Annotated in this window: 20 protein-coding genes and 1 tRNA gene; 17 read left to right on the top strand and 4 right to left on the bottom strand. The window is 47.9% G+C overall.

Annotated elements, in window-relative coordinates; genetic code table 11:
- Positions 1-66 precede the first annotated feature (66 nt).
- The 17 genes from I5M19_RS07770 (at position 67) to I5M19_RS07850 (ending at position 14,277) form a co-directional block, all read left to right on the top strand.
- On the top strand, positions 67-2,133 hold the full coding sequence (locus I5M19_RS07770) for an HD family phosphohydrolase (RefSeq protein ID WP_200065634.1): 2,067 nt from the start codon (positions 67-69) through the stop codon (positions 2,131-2,133).
- Positions 2,134-2,204: 71 nt separating this feature from the next.
- Positions 2,205-2,291 (top strand) — tRNA-Ser (locus I5M19_RS07775).
- A gap of 251 nt (positions 2,292-2,542) precedes the next feature.
- Entirely contained in the window at positions 2,543-3,799 is a 1,257-nt protein-coding gene (locus tag I5M19_RS07780; RefSeq protein ID WP_200065635.1) for a site-specific integrase, read from the top strand.
- A gap of 127 nt (positions 3,800-3,926) precedes the next feature.
- Entirely contained in the window at positions 3,927-4,190 is a 264-nt protein-coding gene (locus tag I5M19_RS07785; RefSeq protein WP_200065636.1) for a helix-turn-helix domain-containing protein, read from the top strand.
- Positions 4,187-4,507, top strand: a complete 321-nt coding sequence (locus I5M19_RS07790; RefSeq protein ID WP_200065637.1) for a hypothetical protein — start codon at positions 4,187-4,189, stop codon at positions 4,505-4,507. Before I5M19_RS07785 ends, I5M19_RS07790 begins: the two co-directional genes overlap by 4 nt.
- 168 nt (positions 4,508-4,675) lie before the next feature.
- Positions 4,676-4,951 carry a helix-turn-helix domain-containing protein gene (locus tag I5M19_RS07795; RefSeq protein ID WP_200065638.1) on the top strand — a complete coding sequence of 92 codons (276 nt, stop codon included), beginning with the start codon at positions 4,676-4,678 and terminating at the stop codon, positions 4,949-4,951.
- A gap of 3 nt (positions 4,952-4,954) precedes the next feature.
- Positions 4,955-5,242: a helix-turn-helix domain-containing protein gene (locus I5M19_RS07800; RefSeq protein ID WP_200065639.1), complete on the top strand. Its 288-nt coding sequence runs from the start codon at positions 4,955-4,957 to the stop codon at positions 5,240-5,242.
- The gene (locus tag I5M19_RS07805) at positions 5,232-5,537 is read left to right on the top strand and encodes a hypothetical protein (RefSeq protein ID WP_200065640.1); all 306 of its coding nucleotides are present in this window, start codon (positions 5,232-5,234) and stop codon (positions 5,535-5,537) included. Before I5M19_RS07800 ends, I5M19_RS07805 begins: the two co-directional genes overlap by 11 nt.
- A 24-nt stretch (positions 5,538-5,561) precedes the next feature.
- The gene (locus tag I5M19_RS07810) at positions 5,562-6,164 is read left to right on the top strand and encodes a ParA family protein (protein WP_200065641.1); all 603 of its coding nucleotides are present in this window, start codon (positions 5,562-5,564) and stop codon (positions 6,162-6,164) included.
- 22 nt (positions 6,165-6,186) lie between these two features.
- Positions 6,187-6,444, top strand: a complete 258-nt coding sequence (locus tag I5M19_RS07815) for a hypothetical protein (protein ID WP_200065642.1) — start codon at positions 6,187-6,189, stop codon at positions 6,442-6,444.
- Between the two features lie 139 nt (positions 6,445-6,583).
- Complete coding sequence (locus I5M19_RS07820) at positions 6,584-6,985, top strand: plasmid mobilization protein (protein ID WP_200065643.1); 402 nt, start codon at positions 6,584-6,586, stop codon at positions 6,983-6,985.
- Complete coding sequence (locus tag I5M19_RS07825) at positions 6,952-8,136, top strand: relaxase/mobilization nuclease domain-containing protein (protein ID WP_200065644.1); 1,185 nt, start codon at positions 6,952-6,954, stop codon at positions 8,134-8,136. Before I5M19_RS07820 ends, I5M19_RS07825 begins: the two co-directional genes overlap by 34 nt.
- Positions 8,137-8,138: 2 nt before the next feature.
- The gene (mobC, locus tag I5M19_RS07830) at positions 8,139-10,037 is read left to right on the top strand and encodes a conjugal transfer protein MobC (protein ID WP_200065645.1); all 1,899 of its coding nucleotides are present in this window, start codon (positions 8,139-8,141) and stop codon (positions 10,035-10,037) included.
- A gap of 68 nt (positions 10,038-10,105) precedes the next feature.
- The gene (locus tag I5M19_RS07835) at positions 10,106-10,558 is read left to right on the top strand and encodes a MarR family winged helix-turn-helix transcriptional regulator (RefSeq protein WP_200065646.1); all 453 of its coding nucleotides are present in this window, start codon (positions 10,106-10,108) and stop codon (positions 10,556-10,558) included.
- Positions 10,542-12,323 carry a S41 family peptidase gene (locus I5M19_RS07840; RefSeq protein ID WP_200065647.1) on the top strand — a complete coding sequence of 594 codons (1,782 nt, stop codon included), beginning with the start codon at positions 10,542-10,544 and terminating at the stop codon, positions 12,321-12,323. The genes I5M19_RS07835 and I5M19_RS07840 overlap by 17 nt, the downstream gene beginning before the upstream one ends.
- 10 nt (positions 12,324-12,333) lie before the next feature.
- Positions 12,334-13,653, top strand: a complete 1,320-nt coding sequence (locus tag I5M19_RS07845; protein ID WP_200065648.1) for a serine hydrolase domain-containing protein — start codon at positions 12,334-12,336, stop codon at positions 13,651-13,653.
- 114 nt (positions 13,654-13,767) lie between these two features.
- Complete coding sequence (locus I5M19_RS07850; protein ID WP_200065649.1) at positions 13,768-14,277, top strand: hypothetical protein; 510 nt, start codon at positions 13,768-13,770, stop codon at positions 14,275-14,277.
- A gap of 8 nt (positions 14,278-14,285) precedes the next feature.
- On the opposite strand, the gene I5M19_RS07855 is transcribed toward I5M19_RS07850, so the two are convergent.
- The 4 genes from I5M19_RS07855 to I5M19_RS07870 are packed head-to-tail and all read right to left on the bottom strand — an operon-like array spanning position 14,286 to position 17,614.
- A complete protein-coding gene (locus I5M19_RS07855) occupies positions 14,286-14,987 on the bottom strand; it encodes a LytR/AlgR family response regulator transcription factor (RefSeq protein WP_200065650.1) in 702 nt (233 codons plus the stop codon).
- Positions 14,984-16,093, bottom strand: a complete 1,110-nt coding sequence (locus I5M19_RS07860; RefSeq protein WP_200065651.1) for a sensor histidine kinase — start codon at positions 16,091-16,093, stop codon at positions 14,984-14,986. The genes I5M19_RS07855 and I5M19_RS07860 overlap by 4 nt, the downstream gene beginning before the upstream one ends.
- On the bottom strand, positions 16,050-16,832 hold the full coding sequence (locus I5M19_RS07865) for a CPBP family intramembrane glutamic endopeptidase (protein ID WP_200065652.1): 783 nt from the start codon (positions 16,830-16,832) through the stop codon (positions 16,050-16,052). The genes I5M19_RS07860 and I5M19_RS07865 overlap by 44 nt, the downstream gene beginning before the upstream one ends.
- Positions 16,829-17,614, bottom strand: coding sequence for a CPBP family intramembrane glutamic endopeptidase (locus I5M19_RS07870; protein WP_200065653.1), 786 nt, complete (start codon positions 17,612-17,614; stop codon positions 16,829-16,831). Before I5M19_RS07870 ends, I5M19_RS07865 begins: the two co-directional genes overlap by 4 nt.
- Positions 17,615-17,729: the final 115 nt, after the last annotated feature.

Here is a 17,729-nt window from a genome sequence, read left to right on the forward strand (position 1 = left end):
TTAAAAGCAAGAAAAAATGTATATAACGGAAAGTTATATTATTTTTGAAAGGATAATTAATTATACATGGCACAACTATCAACATCAAGGCAAAAAGCGCTACTACGTAAATACGCGCTTAATGTGAAATTTTTTATGATGCTGGCCAGTGTTGTGTTAATAGTTTACGCTTTACCCAAGCAGGCAAAGTTTGGTTACGAGTATGAAAAGGGCAGGGTATGGAACCGAAAAGATCTGATATCACCCTACAGTTTTGCTATTTTAAAAACTAATGCAGAGATTGAGGCCGATAAAAAAGCCGCATTAGCAGCTGTAACTCCAATTTATCAGCGGGATGCTGAAATGGGGGACCATCAGATAGACGGGTTTAAAAATGATCTGGAAATAAAGTGGCACAACGCTAATATAAATGACAGATTAAAAAATAAATACCTGCAAACGGGCGCACATTTGTTAAAAGAAGTTTACGATAGGGGTATTTTAACCCTTAACCCGAAATATCAGCAAAGCAGTACTAACTATCCTGTTACCATTCTCACTAATAATGTTTCAAGCGAAAAAAACACGTCGGATTTATTTACACGTGAAAAAGCAATTGCTTTTTGCGATGAAGCCATTGGTAAAATAAGCGGCATAGACAAGGCTTTTTTATTGAATCTTATACAAGACAGGCTGCAAACCAATCTGAATTTTGATGCACGTCTAACGTCCCGCCTCGAAAAAGAGACTACCGAGAACCTATCCATAACCAGGGGTATGGTGCAAAAGGGCGATGTAATCGTTAGCAAGGGTGCGGTAATAAACGATGAGATATTTCAAAGACTGGCTTCCTACAAAAAGGCATTTGAAGATAACGCGCGAATAAATGGCAATCATACATTAGTTTTATTAGGTCAGTTTTTGTTAGCCGGACTCATTATTACCTTGTTAATGGTGTTTCTATACCTTTTCAGACGTGATATTTTTAATGATAACCGCCTTGTTAGTTTAATATTACTGGTAGTAACTGCAATGCTGGCAACCCTCTCGCTAGCCATTAAACTGGAATTGCCTAATTTTTACTACATACCTTATTGTATAGTACCAATAATCATTCGTATTTTATTTGATACGCGACTTGCACTCAATATTCATTTATTAGTAGTGCTTATTGCCGGATTTTTTGTTCCCAATAGTTTTGAGTTTGTATTTTATGAGGTTACGGCGGGTATGGTATCTATTTACAGTATTAAAAACCTTATACGTCGGGAGCAGTTTTTGATATCGGCTCTCATTATCACTTTTACATATTTTGTTGCATTTGTGGGTGTCTCGCTCATAAGAGAGGGCACATTCTCTACAATTGACTGGGTGGATTTCGTTCCCTTTGCGGTTAGCGTACTACTCACTCTTTTAGCATATCCGCTTATATACCTTTTTGAGAAAATATTTGCCATCACTTCAGATATTACACTTATTGAGCTTACCAATACCAATACGGCGCTATTGCGCGAAATGGCATTCAGTGCGCCCGGTACTTTTCAGCATTCATTGCAGGTTGCAAACCTGGCCGAGAATGCAATTTATGCTATAGGGGGAAATGCGTTGTTAGTACGGGCGGGGGCTCTTTATCACGATATCGGCAAGATGGAAAATCCACTGTTTTTTATTGAAAATCAAAGTTCAGGATTTAATCCACATGATAAATTGCCGTACGAAGAAAGCGCACAAATTATAATTGGACACGTGAGTAAGGGTATTGAAATGGCCCGTAAATCAAATCTTCCGGAAATCTTAATAGATTTTATACGTACTCACCATGGTAATACCAGGGTTGATTATTTTTACCAGTCTTTTTTAAAGAATTTTCCAGAAAAATTCATTAATGAGAATATTTTTAGATATCCCGGGCCTATTCCTTTTACTAAAGAGACAGGTGTATTAATGTTAGCCGACTCAGTTGAAGCCGCTTCGCGCTCATTAAAAGAACCGGATCAGGAATCGATAAGCATACTGGTTGACAGGATTGTTAAATACAAATTAGATCAGGATCAGCTGAAAGACAGCAATATAACCCTCAAAGATATTGAGACCATTAAGGTTATTTTTAAGCGAATGTTAATGAGTATTTACCACGTGAGAATTGATTATTAGAAATCTGATTTATTTTTTTGACAGCTTAACCTAATTACTATATTTGCAATCCCGAAAACGGGATATAAATTGGTGAGGTGCCTGAGAGGCCGAAAGGATCAGTTTGCTAAACTGACGTACGGGAAACTGTACCGAGGGTTCGAATCCCTCCCTCACCGCAAAATTCGAACTCAAAAGAACGCAAAAGCCTGTAAATCGTTGATTTTCAGGCTTTTTTGTTTTAATGCAAAACCAAAAAAAACACCAAAACGCATAACTTTAGTGAGTAATTCAGTGAGTAAAATCACTTCGCAAAAATTTACTCACTGGAAACGCCATAACTCACTGTATAACAAGAAGTTCAATAAATGAACATCTTGATTTTCAGGCCACTCATTTCGACATTTATTCATTTAAATCGTGAGTGATTATGTTGGAAAAAAGTTTAGGTTTACTGTTTTACCTTAAAAAACCGAAAGATTACACCGAAGGACCTGTACAAATCTACCTGCGCATCACCGTTGACGGCGTGCAGAAAGAGATGTCCACCAAACGTTTTTGTAACCCCGAAAAGTGGAACACGAAAGCCAATCGCGTTATCGGCAACAAAGAAGACACCAAAGCATTAAACGCCTACCTGGACATCCTGCAAAACAAGGCTTACGAAGCACGGACACATCTCATCGACCGGGGAAAGATCGTAACCGCGCTGGCCATTAAAAATATTGTGTCCGGTGAAGATCAGCGTCAGTGGATGCTGCTCAGCCTTTTCAAAGCGCACAATGAGGGACTAAAAGAACTGATCGGAAAAAGTGTCGCCAAGGGAACCCATACGAATTTTGACACCTCCTATAAACACATCGTCAATTTCCTTCGCAAAGAATATAAAATGGACGACATCAACATCCTTTCGCTCGATTTAATGTTCATCAAAAAACTGTATCACTGGTTTCGCACAGTCAAAAACCTGAACCATAACTCCACGCTGAAGAATATCGCCAACATGAAAAAGATCGTACTGGATTGCGTTGATAACGGCTGGCTGATCGCCGACCCTTTCGCCAAATTTGAAATGACCCGGAATGAGGTCAGCACCGTTTACTTAGTCAAAGAACAAGTACAAGCGATCGCCAATAAGCAAATTACTAATGAGCGTTTAAGCCGGGTGCGGGACTTATTCATTTTCTCCTGTTTTACCGGGCTGTCTTTCATCGACATGAAACAGTTAAAGCGCTCGGAAGTATTTACCACCAACGGCGAATTGCGGATTTTCAAAAACCGTCAGAAAACAGGAACGGCGGCTGTAATTCCCTTATTGCCGATTGCCGCCGGCATACTTAAAAAGTATGAGAACGATGAATATTGCATGATCAAAGATATGCTGCTGCCCGTGTTAAGTAATCAGAAATACAATAGCTACCTCAAAGAACTGGCCGACCGTTGTGAAGTGGACATTGAACTAAGCTCCAAGATCGCCCGTAATACCTTCGCGACCACCATTACTTTGGCCAACAACGTACCCATGGAGACCATCAGCAAAATGATGGGGCACAAAAGCCTGCGGCAAACCCAGCACTATGCCAAAGTACTGGCGGTTAAGGTCACCGAGGACATGGCCGAACTTAACCGGAAACTGACCGAAACCCAGTTTATCGCGGATTCGCCGATCTTAGTCCAGGATACTTAAAGACCCGGAAATGCGCAAAAACACCCACTTTGCGCTTAAGGGTTGAATTTAATAACGCCGGCTTGATCAAATTTGAACCCCGCTTACCTTTTAGGCGGGGTATTTTTTTATCCATAACACCATACCCATGGCAGTAGAAATGATCACCAAAGAAGACCTGCTTGAATTTGAAAACAGGCTATTGGAAACGCTCAAAAAAATGATGGGCCAACATACGGATCCGCAAAAGAAATGGCTGCGCAGTGCCCAGGTACGCAAAATGCTCAATATATCCCCTAATACCTTAACGAGCATGCGTGTCAACGGCATCATAAAATATACCCGCCTGGGCGGCATCATGTACTATAACCATGATGACATCAACAAAATGTTAGCCGGCAATCCCGTATGAAACAATTCAATGCCTTAGCCCGCTTTATGCTGCAAGCGGCTAAAAATACCGAAGTATTGCCCACGCATATCAGCCTTTACCTGGCGCTGTTCTGGCGCTGGAAACAAAATGATTTTTGTGAACCCTTCGCCGTTTACCGGAAAGACCTGATGGCGCTCGCGCATATCCATTCCATTGCGACCTATCATAAATGCATCAAAGACTTGAGCACGATGGGGGTCATCGGCTATGTTCCTTCCTATAACTACTACCGGGGCAGCCTGATCTATTTGGCTAATACGCAACATGGAAATCAGGCCGCGGCAGATGGCCGATAAAATTTACCTTATCCATGTTTCAGTTGAGCGGGGAAGAAGGCGGCGGTAGGATAACGACATCCGGACCGCTTAGAAAGCTATAAAAATAGAAAGGTAGTTTTCTAAAAAATCACCACACTGCGGTGTGCGGGTGTAAATCCGCCCCGCCAAGCTGCCGAATTTTGGGTCATGGACAGAAACACGCTGGCGACCCAGGAAGACATCGCCCAACTCAAAGCCGATCTGCTTAAAGATTTTCGCGCGCTTATCGAAGAGACTTTTGCACACGCACCGAATAAGCGTTGGCTCAAATCCGCGGATGTCAAAAAGATATTGGGCATCTCCCATGGCTTCTTACAAATGCTGCGGGATGAGAAAATCCTGCCTTATACGAGGATCGGCGGCGCGGTCTATTATGATTACCAGGACCTGATCCAAATGATGGCCACCAACAAAAATCAATAAATCATGAACGATAAAACGACGCGCGATCAACTGCTGACGATCCAGGACCTGATGAATTTTAGTGAGGAATTGTTAAACGACATCCGGCAATTCGTTAGCGATCACGGCAAGCCTACGAAACAATGGATCAAATCGGCAGCGGTGAAAAACTTATTGCGCGTGTCCGACGGCAAATTACAATACCTGCGTGATAAGGGTGTGATCCCCTTTACCAAACTCGGCGGCGTGACCTATTATAACCTGCGCGAAATTGAAGAACTGATGAACTCAGACCAAATCCATGCTCGCTAAACGAAAAGCCAAACGGTTCAAGCCGCGCCAACAGCCTGAAATCAAAAAACCGGTTTCCAAACAAAAGGGCTTCGGTACGGAAATGCCGCCCGACTATGCATTGGTCGTGATCTATTTCGACCAGAAAGAGGCGGCTAACCAAGCGGCATCTTTTTACAATTGGTACGAAAGCATCAACTGGACCGGCCCGCGCGGCGCGCCTTACCGCAACTGGAAAATCCTGGCCTCCGACTGGATCTTTAATTATCACCAGGAACTAAAGCTTCAAAAAAGGCTAAAATCTAATCATCTATAAATCTATACATCAAATTTTCTAATCATGGCAAAGATCATCACCATCGCCCACCAAAAAGGCGGCGTCGGCAAAAGCACGCTGGCCCTTAACCTGGCCTTATGTTTTCAAGGCGAACTCCGCGTGGCTATCGTCGACACCGACCTGCAAGGCAGCCTTTTTCATATCCGCGACGACTTCCCGGGTTTGCCCGTCCTCATGCCCAATAAGGTCGAATACTTACAAGAACTGGAAGAAGACCTGGTCATCGTCGACACGCCGCCGTACCTGTCCGATCAGTTACCCGAGCTCTTCTTTCATTCGGACTTTATTTTAATTCCGACCAAAGCCGGCTTTTTCGATGTGATGGCCATCCGTTCCACGCTGGCGATGGTCAGGCAGGTACAGCAGCGTACCTTTAACATTCGCTGCGGTGTCGTGCTGAATATGATCAAACCACGCTCCGGCATGACCAAAGAAACATTGGCCCTGCTGGAAGTGATGGAAGCGCCGGTGCTGCAAACCCGCATTCATGACCGGGTGAGCATCGCCCGGTCGTCAGTGACCGGAAGTATCCTCAACAGCGGCGACCCCAAAGCCATCGCCGAGATCACCGCGCTTGCTGAAGAAATTGTAAATCTAATTATCTAGCATTCTAGAAATCTATATCTCTATGACCAACTATAAAGACAAACTCGGCGGCCTGGCCGACAAGCTCAAGACTACGTCCCTGCAGGCCCCGATACAAAAAGTACAGCCCGTTAAAGCGCCTGCACCCGACCGGGCGACCGAAGTACAGTTCAACAACTGGATACCCAAAACGCTGCTCAAACGGCTCAAAACCTTTTGCATCGAACACGAGCAATCCCTGAAAGCCTGCAACATTGAAGCCCTGGAACTACTGCTCGCCACCAAAACCAAAAACACCTGACAGCAGGAGCAAACCGCCCGCTTCGCAGCAGTCAGCAAGATGTACGTTTGTCATACAAACGCATCTTGCCCCGGCTCCCGGGGATGACCGCTGCCAGGCAAAAAAAAGCTCCGAAGTCGCATTTTTCAAAAACACCGGTATGGAAGAAAACCGCAGCCACAGACTCATTGTCCGTTTCAAACCCACCGAGTTCGAACAGATCGAGAAACGGTTTAAAAAAACGCTGTTCCGCAAGCTGAGCGAGTACACCCGCCACGTGCTGTTGGAGAAAACGATCACGGTCACTTACCGCGACAAGGCCATGGATGATATCCTGGAAGAGCTGATTTTATTACGGCGCGAACTCAATGCCATCGGCAACAACCTCAACCAATCGGTGCGCAACATCAACGCGGCCCATGGCAACGCAGACGCCAAACTATGGACGAACTTGCTCACAATGATCAGCAATAGGGTAGAGCCAGCCATCAACCAGATCAAAGAACAGATGAACCAATACGCCGATCTATGGTCGCAAAAATCAAAAGCGGGAAAAGCCTGAAAGGTGCGCTGAACTATAACGAGCACAAAGTGAAACAGGGTAGGGCCGAGCTGATCGAAGCCGCAGGCTATCTTAAAGACTCTAGAAATCTATCTTTCTATGAAAAGCTGCTGCGGTTAACTGACCTGGCCGCCAGGAACGAACGGACCAAAACCAATACCGTGCACATCTCGCTGAATTTTCCTAATGGTGAAAACCTGCCCGTCGAAACGCTGAAGTCCATCACGCAGGATTATATGCAAGGCATCGGTTTTGGGAACCAGCCCTATTTGGTTTACCGTCACCAGGATGCCGGGCATCCGCATATTCATATCGTAACGACCAATATCAAAAAGAACGGCGAACGCATCAGCCTGCATTACCTGGGCCAGAACCAATCCGAAAAAGCACGTAAAGCCATAGAAATCAAATATAAACTCGTCAAGGCCGAAGAACAGCAAAAGCAAAAACCAGCGTTAAAAGCCGAGCCCGCAGATTATGGCAAGCAAGAAACCAAACGGGCCATTACCAATGTGGTGAACCAGGTCATCCGCACTTACAAATTCACCAGTATCCCGGAATTAAATGCCGTCCTGCGGCCATATCATATTGAAGCGGACCCGGGTTCCAGAGATTCACGTATTTACGCAAAAGGCGGCTTGGTTTATTGGGTCACCGACAAGCAAGGCAACAAGGCCGGGGTGCCGGTCAAAGCCAGTAGTATCTATGGCAAACCAACACTCAAAACGCTGGAGGAAAAGTTCCGGCTCAATGAAACGCTGCGCAAACCACTCAAAGACAAACTCAAAATCACCCTCGTAAAGGCATTACAAAATGCCACTGACCGTGCTTCGTTTGAAAAAGCGCTCGAAGCCGATAACATCGAAGTGCTTTTTCGAAGAAGTGAAGACGGCCGGATTTACGGCGCAACGTTTATTGACCATTACAACAAAGCCGTCTTTAAGGGCAGCGATCTCGGCAAGGAATTTAGTGCCAACCCGCTGAATGAACGCTTTAACAAAGCCGAACCGACCTACTTCCAGACCAATCAGGACAACAGCACCAGCGTTGATCTGCTCGACATTTTACTGGCGCCTGACCAAGAAGATATAGGCGCGCTCAACAAGATCAAGCGCGAAAGCCGCAAAAAACGTAAAGGATTAAATTTATAATTATGCAAACCGGAGAAAACGAACAAGCCCTCAGAAAGATCATCGACTTTACCCGCTTCCTCAGCATCGCCATACTGCTCATCCATTTTTACCTGAGCTGCTACAACACTTTTCAGCAAATGCACCTGACGCACCCGATCATTGACCATATCCTATGGCCCTTATCCAAAATGCCGGTTTTCAAAACAGCGCTGATGGCCAAACTCAATGCCTTGGGGCTTTTGATCGTTTCGCTGATCGGTTCCAAAGGCAAGCGCGATGAAAATATCAGGGCTAAAACCATCGTGACTTATTGCCTGAGCGGACTGCTCATTTATTTCTTCAGCAGCTACCTGTCCGGCTGGTTATATATCTGGGCGACCGCTATCGGCTATTTATTATTTATGACGGGCGGCGGTTTACTGTTCCGTATGCTGAAACTGAAATTGGGCGGGGATATTTTTAATAAAGAGAACGAAACCTTCCCGCAGGAAGAACGGCTGCTGGAAAATGAATACTCCGTTAATCTGCCGGCGAAATACCAGCTGAAAGGGAAGGAGCGGAACAGCTGGGTCAATATCATTAACCCGTTCAGGGGTACGCTGGTCGGCGGCAGTCCGGGGGCCGGTAAGTCCTATTTCGTGATCCGGCATATCATCACCCAGCATATCGCCAAAGGATTCGCCATGCTCCTGTATGATTTCAAATATGATGACTTGTCCAGGATCGCTTACAATGCGCTCCGGCAACACGGCGGCCGCTCATTTTATGTGATCAATTTTGAAAACATCATGCACCGCAGCAACCCGCTGGAACCGGAAACCATGCTGGATATCACCGACGCGATTGAATCGGCGCGGACCATCATGCTGGGCCTGAACCGGGAATGGATCAAAAAGCAGGGCGACTTCTTTGTCGAGTCGCCGATCAACTTTGTCACGGCGCTGATCTGGTTCCTGAAAAAATATGAGGGTGGCAAGTATTGTACCCTGCCGCATGTGATCGAACTGTCGCTGGTGGATTATCAGGACCTGTTCGCTGTGCTGACCAGCGAGCCCGAAATCGAGGTGCTCATTAATCCTTTTATTTCGGCCTGGAAGAATGAGGCTTATGAACAGTTAGAGGGACAGATTGCCAGCGCTAAAATATCTTTGGCCCGCCTAAGTTCACCGCAATTATATTATGTATTGAGCGGGAATGATTTTTCGCTCGACATCAATAACCCCGACGATCCCAAAGTCGTGTGCCTGGCGAATAACCCGCAGAAGTCACAGGTCTACGGCGCCGTACTATCCCTTTATGTGAACCGGATCAACAAACTGGTCAACCGGAAAAACCAGCAGAAATGCAGCTTAATTTTTGACGAGTTCCCGACCATTTATTTCAATGGCATCGATAACCTGATCGCTACCGCGCGCTCCAATAAAGTGGCCGTCACCCTGGCCGTACAAGATTATAGTCAGTTAAAGAAAGATTACGGCCGGGAGCAGGCGGAGGTCATCATGAACATCGTCGGCAACGTGATCTGCGGGCAGGTAACCGGCGATACGGCCAAACAACTCTCCGAACGATTCGGCAAAATCAACCAGCTCAAGGAAAGCGTATCCATTAACGCGATGGACACTTCCGTCAGCAAATCCACCCAACTGGATTACGCCATACCTGCCTCCAGGATCGCCACCCTGTCCTCCGGCGAATTTGTCGGCCTGGTCGCTGATGACCCCACAAATAAAATCGACCTGAAAATATTCCATAACGAAATACAGAATGACCACACCGCCATTGCCCGCGAAGAAGCCCGCTACCAGGAAATTCCGGCCGTGCGTAAAATCAGTACCGCAGCGATCAACGGCAATTACCAACGGCTCAAAGCCGACATCAGTCAACTGGTCGAAACATTCACCAAAACTACCACGCCGTGAACGTTCATATTTAGAATTAAATTGTATTTATTGATACATCAATTATATTTGTATCAATAAATAACACTATGGAGAAGCTGGATAATGTAATTTTCTATAATTTAGAGAAGGCCGTCAAATCGTACCGGCAGTTCGCCCAGGCGAATTGCCTGAAGGCTGGTGTGGAGATCACTATTGACCAGTGGCTGGTGCTGAAGACGATCGGGGAATATCCCGACATCACCCAGCATCAACTGGCCGGACGGATCTTTAAGGATGTGGCGTCGGTGACGCGGATGATCGAACTGCTGGTGACGAAAGATCTATTGTTCCGAAAAAGCCACGCGGAAGACCGCCGGCGTTTTACGCTGACGCTGTCGGACAAAGGCCGGAAAGTGCTGGAGTTGATGCGGCCAATTTCTCTGAGCAATCGTCGTCAGGCCCTCGAGGGGGTGACCGAAACAGAACTGCAGACCGTACAACAGGTCCTGCAAAAAATCCTCCATAATGTCAGTAAAGAAGTAGATGAAAAAACTGTTTAAGATAATCTTATGCCTGCTGTTGTCCGGCTGGTTGGGTGGCCATACTGCCTTCTCACAAGCTGTAGAACAAGAAGACGCCTGCCTGCTGTATTTTAAGGCCTGGAACTTTTTGAAGTATACCCATCCGTTGATGACAACGGGTAGTGTTAATGCCGATTCGCTGTTTTTGTCCGCATTGCCGAAAGTAATAGCAGTCACAGACCGGCAAGGACTGAATGCGGAATTGACGCAATTGCTCGAGCACTTTCCTATTCCGGCTGGTCGGGCGGCTGACACTACGGAGAATGGGCAGCTTTTAACCAGGAATCTTGATCTCAGCTGGTTTCGCAAGAGCCGGCTGGTCAGCCCGGTGAACCGGTCAACGCTGGAAGCGCACTGGCAGCGTCGCTATACCGGAAAATCGAGCTATTACCTGCCCGGCTTAAGTTATGAGGCCGAAATCCCGCATGAGCCAGCCTATTCTTTCCCCAAAAACGAAAATGTACCCCTGGCTTACCGCCTGCTGGCATTGGCCAAACTACAGGGCGTTGTGGATTACGTCTATCCCCACAAATACCTGATGGCCGCCAATTTTGACCAGGCGTTAAAAAAGGCGGTTCCCCGGATGCTGTCGGCGGACGGCCGCTGGCAATACGAAGAAATTTTGCTGAAACTCACCGCCCTGTTACAGGATACCCATAGCTTCGGCCTTTACAAACAGTTGCAGTTCAGGAAGGCGATTTTTAAGAATGGGTATTATCCGCCCTTTACCTATCATGTTTTTGAGGATAATATCCTGGTGACGGGGGAGATCATCCCGGAGCGCTGCACCGCTGCAGGTATCCGGAAGGGTGATGAGATTACGGCCATCAACGGCGAACCGGTGAAGCGGGTGATTAACCGTTTGGCCGGACTGCTTTCGGCGTCCAACCGTCCGGCGCTGGTGCACCGCCTGTCTGATTATGCGCAGAATTTAGTATGGGGTGCCGATTCGGGCAGCTTTCAATTGCAGGTACGGCGCGGCAGGCAAATCCTGCTTTGTCCTGCTACTTTTTCGGGGTTGGGGCAGCCGGAAGATCTCGCGCGCATCAGCCGGTACCTTTCAACCGCAGCGCCGAAGAAGTCGGACAGCGACGGGTTGATCCTTTTAAGCGACAGTATCGCTTACTTTAAAATCAGCGATACCTATCGTCTGATCGCCAAAACACCGGACGAAGCCATTGACCACCATATGGATTCCCTGCTGACCACAGCCGGGAAAATGCCAGGCATCATCTTTGATATGCGCGGTTATCCCGACTGGGGCGGCTTTGTGTATACGTATATTTTTAAGCATTTTGGCGCCGTACCCCATTTTTATGCCCGCTATTTCGAGCTGAATAAACAGCAGGTAGGTACGTATCGCTTAAAAAGAGATACCGCCACCTACTATCCGCCGGGCCTGCCGGTAGATCAGGCGCCCTACCCGGGAAAGGTGGTGATTATTGTGAACAGTGAAACCCTCAGCCAGAGCGAATGGAACACGATGAACCTGCAGGCGATCTTCCCGCAGGCCATTACCATCGGTGAACAAAGCGCAGGAGCTGACGGTGACATCAAACAGTTGCACCTGCCGGGTGGCTACACTTTCGATTTTACCGGTAATGCCATCATTTACAACAATGGGCGGGAAGCGCAGCAAAATGGTGTACGGATCGAGCAGCGGGTGCCCCAAACGCGGCAAAGCCTGTTGTCCGGAAGCGATATCCAGCTGGACACGGCGATTAAACTGATCCGGCAACCTTAACCCCAATAAGATGAAAAAGATACTTTCAATTACCATCATCATAATTGGTGTCGTTTGGAAAATCGGCTATGCACAGGATGATCTGCCGCAAAGACTTGCCCGGTATATGCAGGCACAAGCGGACACCAACGGATTCAGCGGCACGGTCCTGGTCAGCCGGTATGATACCGTGCTGTTACAGCAGGCCTATGGCCTGGCCAACCGGGAATGGCATATGCCCTGTACAATTGACACCCGTTACAGTTTAGCCTCCGTCAGCAAGCAGTTCACCGCTGCTGCTATCCTGATCCTGGCACAGCAGCGCCGCCTTTCCACGGAAGACCGGCTCAGTAAGTTCTTTCCCGGGTTTCCGTCCGGTGATCAGATCACGGTGCAGCACTTACTTACCCATATGTCCGGCCTGCCCATGGACTTTGATACGCTCTACCTGAACCGAGCTGACCTGACACCAAAGATGGTGATGGATTACCTGGCCCGGCCAAAGCTGCTGTTCGCTCCGGGTACCGGCACGGCCTACAGCAATACGGGCTATTACCTGCTGGCACGGATCATCGAAAAGGTATCCGGTCAGTCCTATGGCGCTTTCCTGAAGGCTGCGATCTTTGATAAACTAAAAATGACCCATTCCGGGGTCATCAGTAATGACAGCATCATCCCCAAACTCGCCGACCGCTATGTGCGCACGGATAAGGGCTTTGCCCGCAACCCCTACATCAACTGGGCTTTTAATATCGGCCATGACGGGATTTATTCCACGGTGGGCGACCTGGCGAAGTGGGACCGTGCGCTGTACGATACCGTCCTGCTCAGTCAGGAAATTAAACAAAAAATGTTTACGTCCTACAACGACGAACATTTTGGTTACGGTTTTGTCATCGATCCTTTTTACAACCAGAGCCACCAGCTGATCGCCCATGACGGCGGTTTCTTCGGGGCAATGACCTCCGTCAACCGTTTTACGAAAGACCGGCTCTTTATCACGGTCTTGTCCAATAACCAATCCTCTTCCTACCTGATCGCTTATGCGCTGGCAGCAATCTGTTTCGGTAAATCCGTTGATCTGCCGTACCATCATCATGCCGTGACCGGGAATTCGGCCCTGTATCCAAAGTTTGCCGGAAAATATGGCAATATCGAAATCATCATCAGCCAAGGCAAGTTGTATTACAACAGCACAGACCTGCCTTTGGTGCCCGAATCGGACAGGAAGTTTTACCGCTCGGATGATCCGGAAAGAACCGTTGAATTTATCAAAGACGGTGCAGGTCATTACCGCAGCCTTTGGTTATCGAAAGCCGGCGTGAAAGAACTAATTCAAAGAGTACCCTAAGAATCGGTTAAGGATAAGTTAATTCATTATTAAATAATCTGCCAGGCGCCGTTTACTGTAGCGTTCTCCATGCCCGCTGCGTTTAGGACTATATAAACACAAACTTAACCGACCATGAAAAAACTCCTTTTCCTGATGATCCCGGTGCTGCTGATGGGCTGCACCAAGAAAAACGAACCCGCGCAAACCTTAGACGACAGCAACCTGACCGAATGCCCTTCAGGCAACTGTAACTTCCTGTTCACTGAGCAGGCCGACCTGCAGGAAAACAAGACCTTCATGACCGGCGCCTACCGGCTGTTTTGGGCCAGCCAGCAACAAGACGGCGTCACCACAACCGTCTATGTCAAAGCGCCCATGGGCGGTGATACTTTTTCGCTGGACAAAGCTGCGATCCTTTCCGGCAAAGTGGTCTTCGAGCGTAATTGCCCCGCTTGCTTTTCGATCCCCTTCCAGCTAGTAGACGGTTATGTGAAAGGCAGGAACGCCAGCCCGGAAAAGCCGGCAGATCAAACCCGCTGGCTCGTAGAAACCAAACTCTATTTGCAGGCGGTAAATAATGCGCAACTAAAAGATACGATTTACCTTAAGCAATATTTTCGTCCAAACTTTGCGGCCAACTAACGTAGGATCTACCGTTGTAATCTCAGCCGTTCAAAAAGACTGTCCCGATAATTGCTGCCGATGGGTATTTCCGTTTCGCTGATCTCGATCATATTGCCTTTGATGGCTTTGATCTTATTAATGTTGATCATAAAAGAACGGTGCACCCGCATAAACTGATCCGACGGCAGCAGGTCCTCCAGCAATTTCAGGTGCATGCCCACAAGCAAACGCAGACCGCCGCTGAGGTATAGGGAACAAAAATCACGTTCGGCCTGAATATAGACCAGTTCGTCGAAATCGACTTTGACCAGGCGGGTGTCCTGCCGGACGAAAATAGCCGTCGGCCTTTCCTGAGGCAACGCCGGCCCGCTTGGTTTTTGCTGAAGTTTCTGGATAGCCTGGCAGAACCGGTCAAACGTGATGGGTTTTAACAGGTAATCCACCGCATTCAGCTCAAAGCCTTCCACGGCATGTTCCGCATAAGCAGTGGTGAATACCACCAGCGGCGGTTTTTGCAGGGAGCGTAAGAAGGTAGTACCGGTGATGACCGGCATCTGGATGTCCAGAAAGACCACATCAACCGGGTACCTGTGCAAAGCCTCATAGGCTTCGGTGGCGTTTTTGCATTCACCCACCAGGACAAGTTCCGGCATTCGCCCGATATAAGTCCTTAAAATATCGCGGGCAATTGGTTCATCATCTATGATCAGACAATTGATATTTTTCATAACAGGTCGATGCTTAAATGTACGCTGTATACGCTGTCCTGCAAACTGATTTCGTAACTATGGCGGCCGGGATAATACATTTCCAGCCGTTTCCGGAAGTTGGCCAGCCCGATACCGCGGCCGGATTCAGCTGTCCTGCCGGGTTCAACCGTATTGTCCAGTGTAAAACGCAGCCGTCCCTGCAATACGTCCAGAAAAAGGTCAATGTAAGCGCCCGGGCCATCCGAACAAAACTTAAAGGCGTTTTCCAGCAACGGAACCAATAATAAAGGCGGCATGGTATAGTCTCCGGCATCGGTACTAATGGCCGTTTTTACCACCGTGTCGTTCAGTCGCACTTTTTCCAGTGCCGTATAGTCCTGCAACAACTTGATCTCTCTGTCCAACGGCAGGTAACTTTCATTCGTTTCGTAGAGCATATAACGCAATAGCCCCGACAAACGTGCGACCATCGCAGCGGAGCGAATAGTATCTTCCTGTATGATCAGACCGTAAATATTGTTCATGGTATTGAACAGGAAATGCGGGTTAACCTGGGACTTTAAAAAATTAAATTCCAGTTCGATATTTTGCTTGGCCAACTGCAAAGCATTAACCTGGCTGCGCCAGCTGTTAAGTGCCAGCTTGATACATAAAGGAATGCTGAGGGTAAGTAACAGCATAAAGGGCGTGCCCAGGCTGAGCAGGCGCTTTAACACGATGTTGATCATCCCTGATTGTAGTAAGCCATAATAATCCACCTGATGCGCTTTAAGTATGACCAGGCAATTGGCGCAAGTCGAGAGGATCATTTGTTCAAAGCCGGCATCCAGTACCGTATAAACTATTATGGCCAGTATTATACCGGGTATGGCGATTCCCCATCGTCCCTTCCCGGCCCAATGCCACAGCGGGCCGGTCAGTAGGTAGTAAACCGCGGCGACCAGTGCTGTGCTGCACAGGTTAAGCAACATTACCTCGGTAACGGCAAAACCGGAATAGACATTAAAGGTAATGGCCGTTAAATACAGGCGCAGCGCAAATAGTACCAGCCAAAATAACAGATGGTATCCAATCCGTTCTTTAGGCCTGGGATTCAGCAGGTGTATGCGCTCGGTGATTTTCATGACGATAATAAAAGTAAATAATTATAGCGGCGATGCCAACAGCGACCCCATAAGCTGCATACCCCAAAAACTCCGCCTGTTCGGCATATCCTGGTTCCACTACGGCACGCCATAGTCCCGGCGTTCCTTTAAAACCGAACAACCATTGCCCGGCATTCCAGGCAAGGTGCAGCCCGAGCGGCAGCGCCAGGCCCCGGCTTTTTAAACTGGCCAAACCGAAAAGCAGCGCGCCGCTTCCGGCACCTACAAACGCGGTCAGCCAGCTCATGCCGGTTATTTTATGCTCCAGGGCAAACAGCACGAAGAGTACAGCCTGCGCAATCCATAGCCCGTATTGCTGGTCTAAGCGGCGAAGTGAATAACCGCGGAAAACCAGTTCTTCCCGGCAGGCGGCGGCCAGGTAAACCGAGAGTTGCAAGATGACCGGTCCCGCTGAGGGATGTACCCTTTCCAGGTGAAACTGACCGCTTGCCAGCAGAAAAACAGGTTGCAGACCGGCCATAAGCAGTCCGCCTGTAAGGCCGCAACAAAACCGGACTACACTATGCTGTCCGAATGCTAAACCAACAGACGCAGGCGACAATCCCTCCCGGCGCAGGAAAAATAAGGACAATACATACGTACCCAACGCTGCCAGTGTCATACTCAGTAACAGCGGTTTCAGCACATTGGCTAAGGCAAAGATGACCAGCGTGAGCAGGTAAAACAGTCCTATGCGGAGCACCAAATTTTTTTTCATATCCTTACCCGTTTAGGATACCGCCAGATCAGGGACATCAGTAACAAGGTAACACCCAGGTAAGGCCATAACACATTCAGTGGCTGGTAATGTCCGCCCGGTTGTATGAGCTGGAATAACATAGTCTTATTTTCTTCCGGTGACCGTGGCACCAGTGCTTGCGCCAGGTTCCAGCCCATATGTAATCCGATGGGCAGGATGAGCTTACCTGTTTTCAGGTAACACAAGCCATAAAGAATGGAACCTAAGCCGGTAGTGAGCCAGGTCATCAGGAACTGTTCTATCGTGATTGTTGTATTAAGTTTGAGATGCATAACGGCAAAGGGCAGCGTGATTACCAGTTGCGCCACCCAGGGCCCGTAGGCGCGCAACAGCCGCTGAAATGGATAACCCCTATAGGTAAACTCCTGCGCAAAAGAGGACCACAGGTGGATAAGGATCAATATCAGCAGGAAGACCGGATCAATACGCCCGGTAAATTCCAACCGGCTCCCGTTCAGCCAGATCGTCACACCGGCACTGATCAATAAGGCCATGATGCCGATAACGATTCCCCAGAAAAAGTCCTGCCAGTCCCGGCGTCCTTCCGGTTTGATACCCAGGCTCAATAAAGTCCGGCCTTCCGAACGCAGCAGCAGGTAGCTGAGCAGCAACGCAATGCCGAAATAAAAAAAGATGCTGTCCAGTACTAATATGCGGCTGGCCAGCCAGGCAGCGCCGATGATGACGAGGAAATAGCCGGTAACTTTTTGCCAGGCTGAAAATTTTAAGGGATGGGCCATAACAGGTTTTTTATACAAATAGACCGATCTTCGAGCGCGCTCCGAAATCTATTCGACAAAGCCTGTTAAATAAACAACGGAGCACGCATTTACGCCAACGAACAATAGAAACAGA

Source organism: Mucilaginibacter segetis (assembly GCF_016522075.1).
GTDB classification, from domain to species: Bacteria; Bacteroidota; Bacteroidia; order Sphingobacteriales; family Sphingobacteriaceae; genus Mucilaginibacter; species Mucilaginibacter segetis.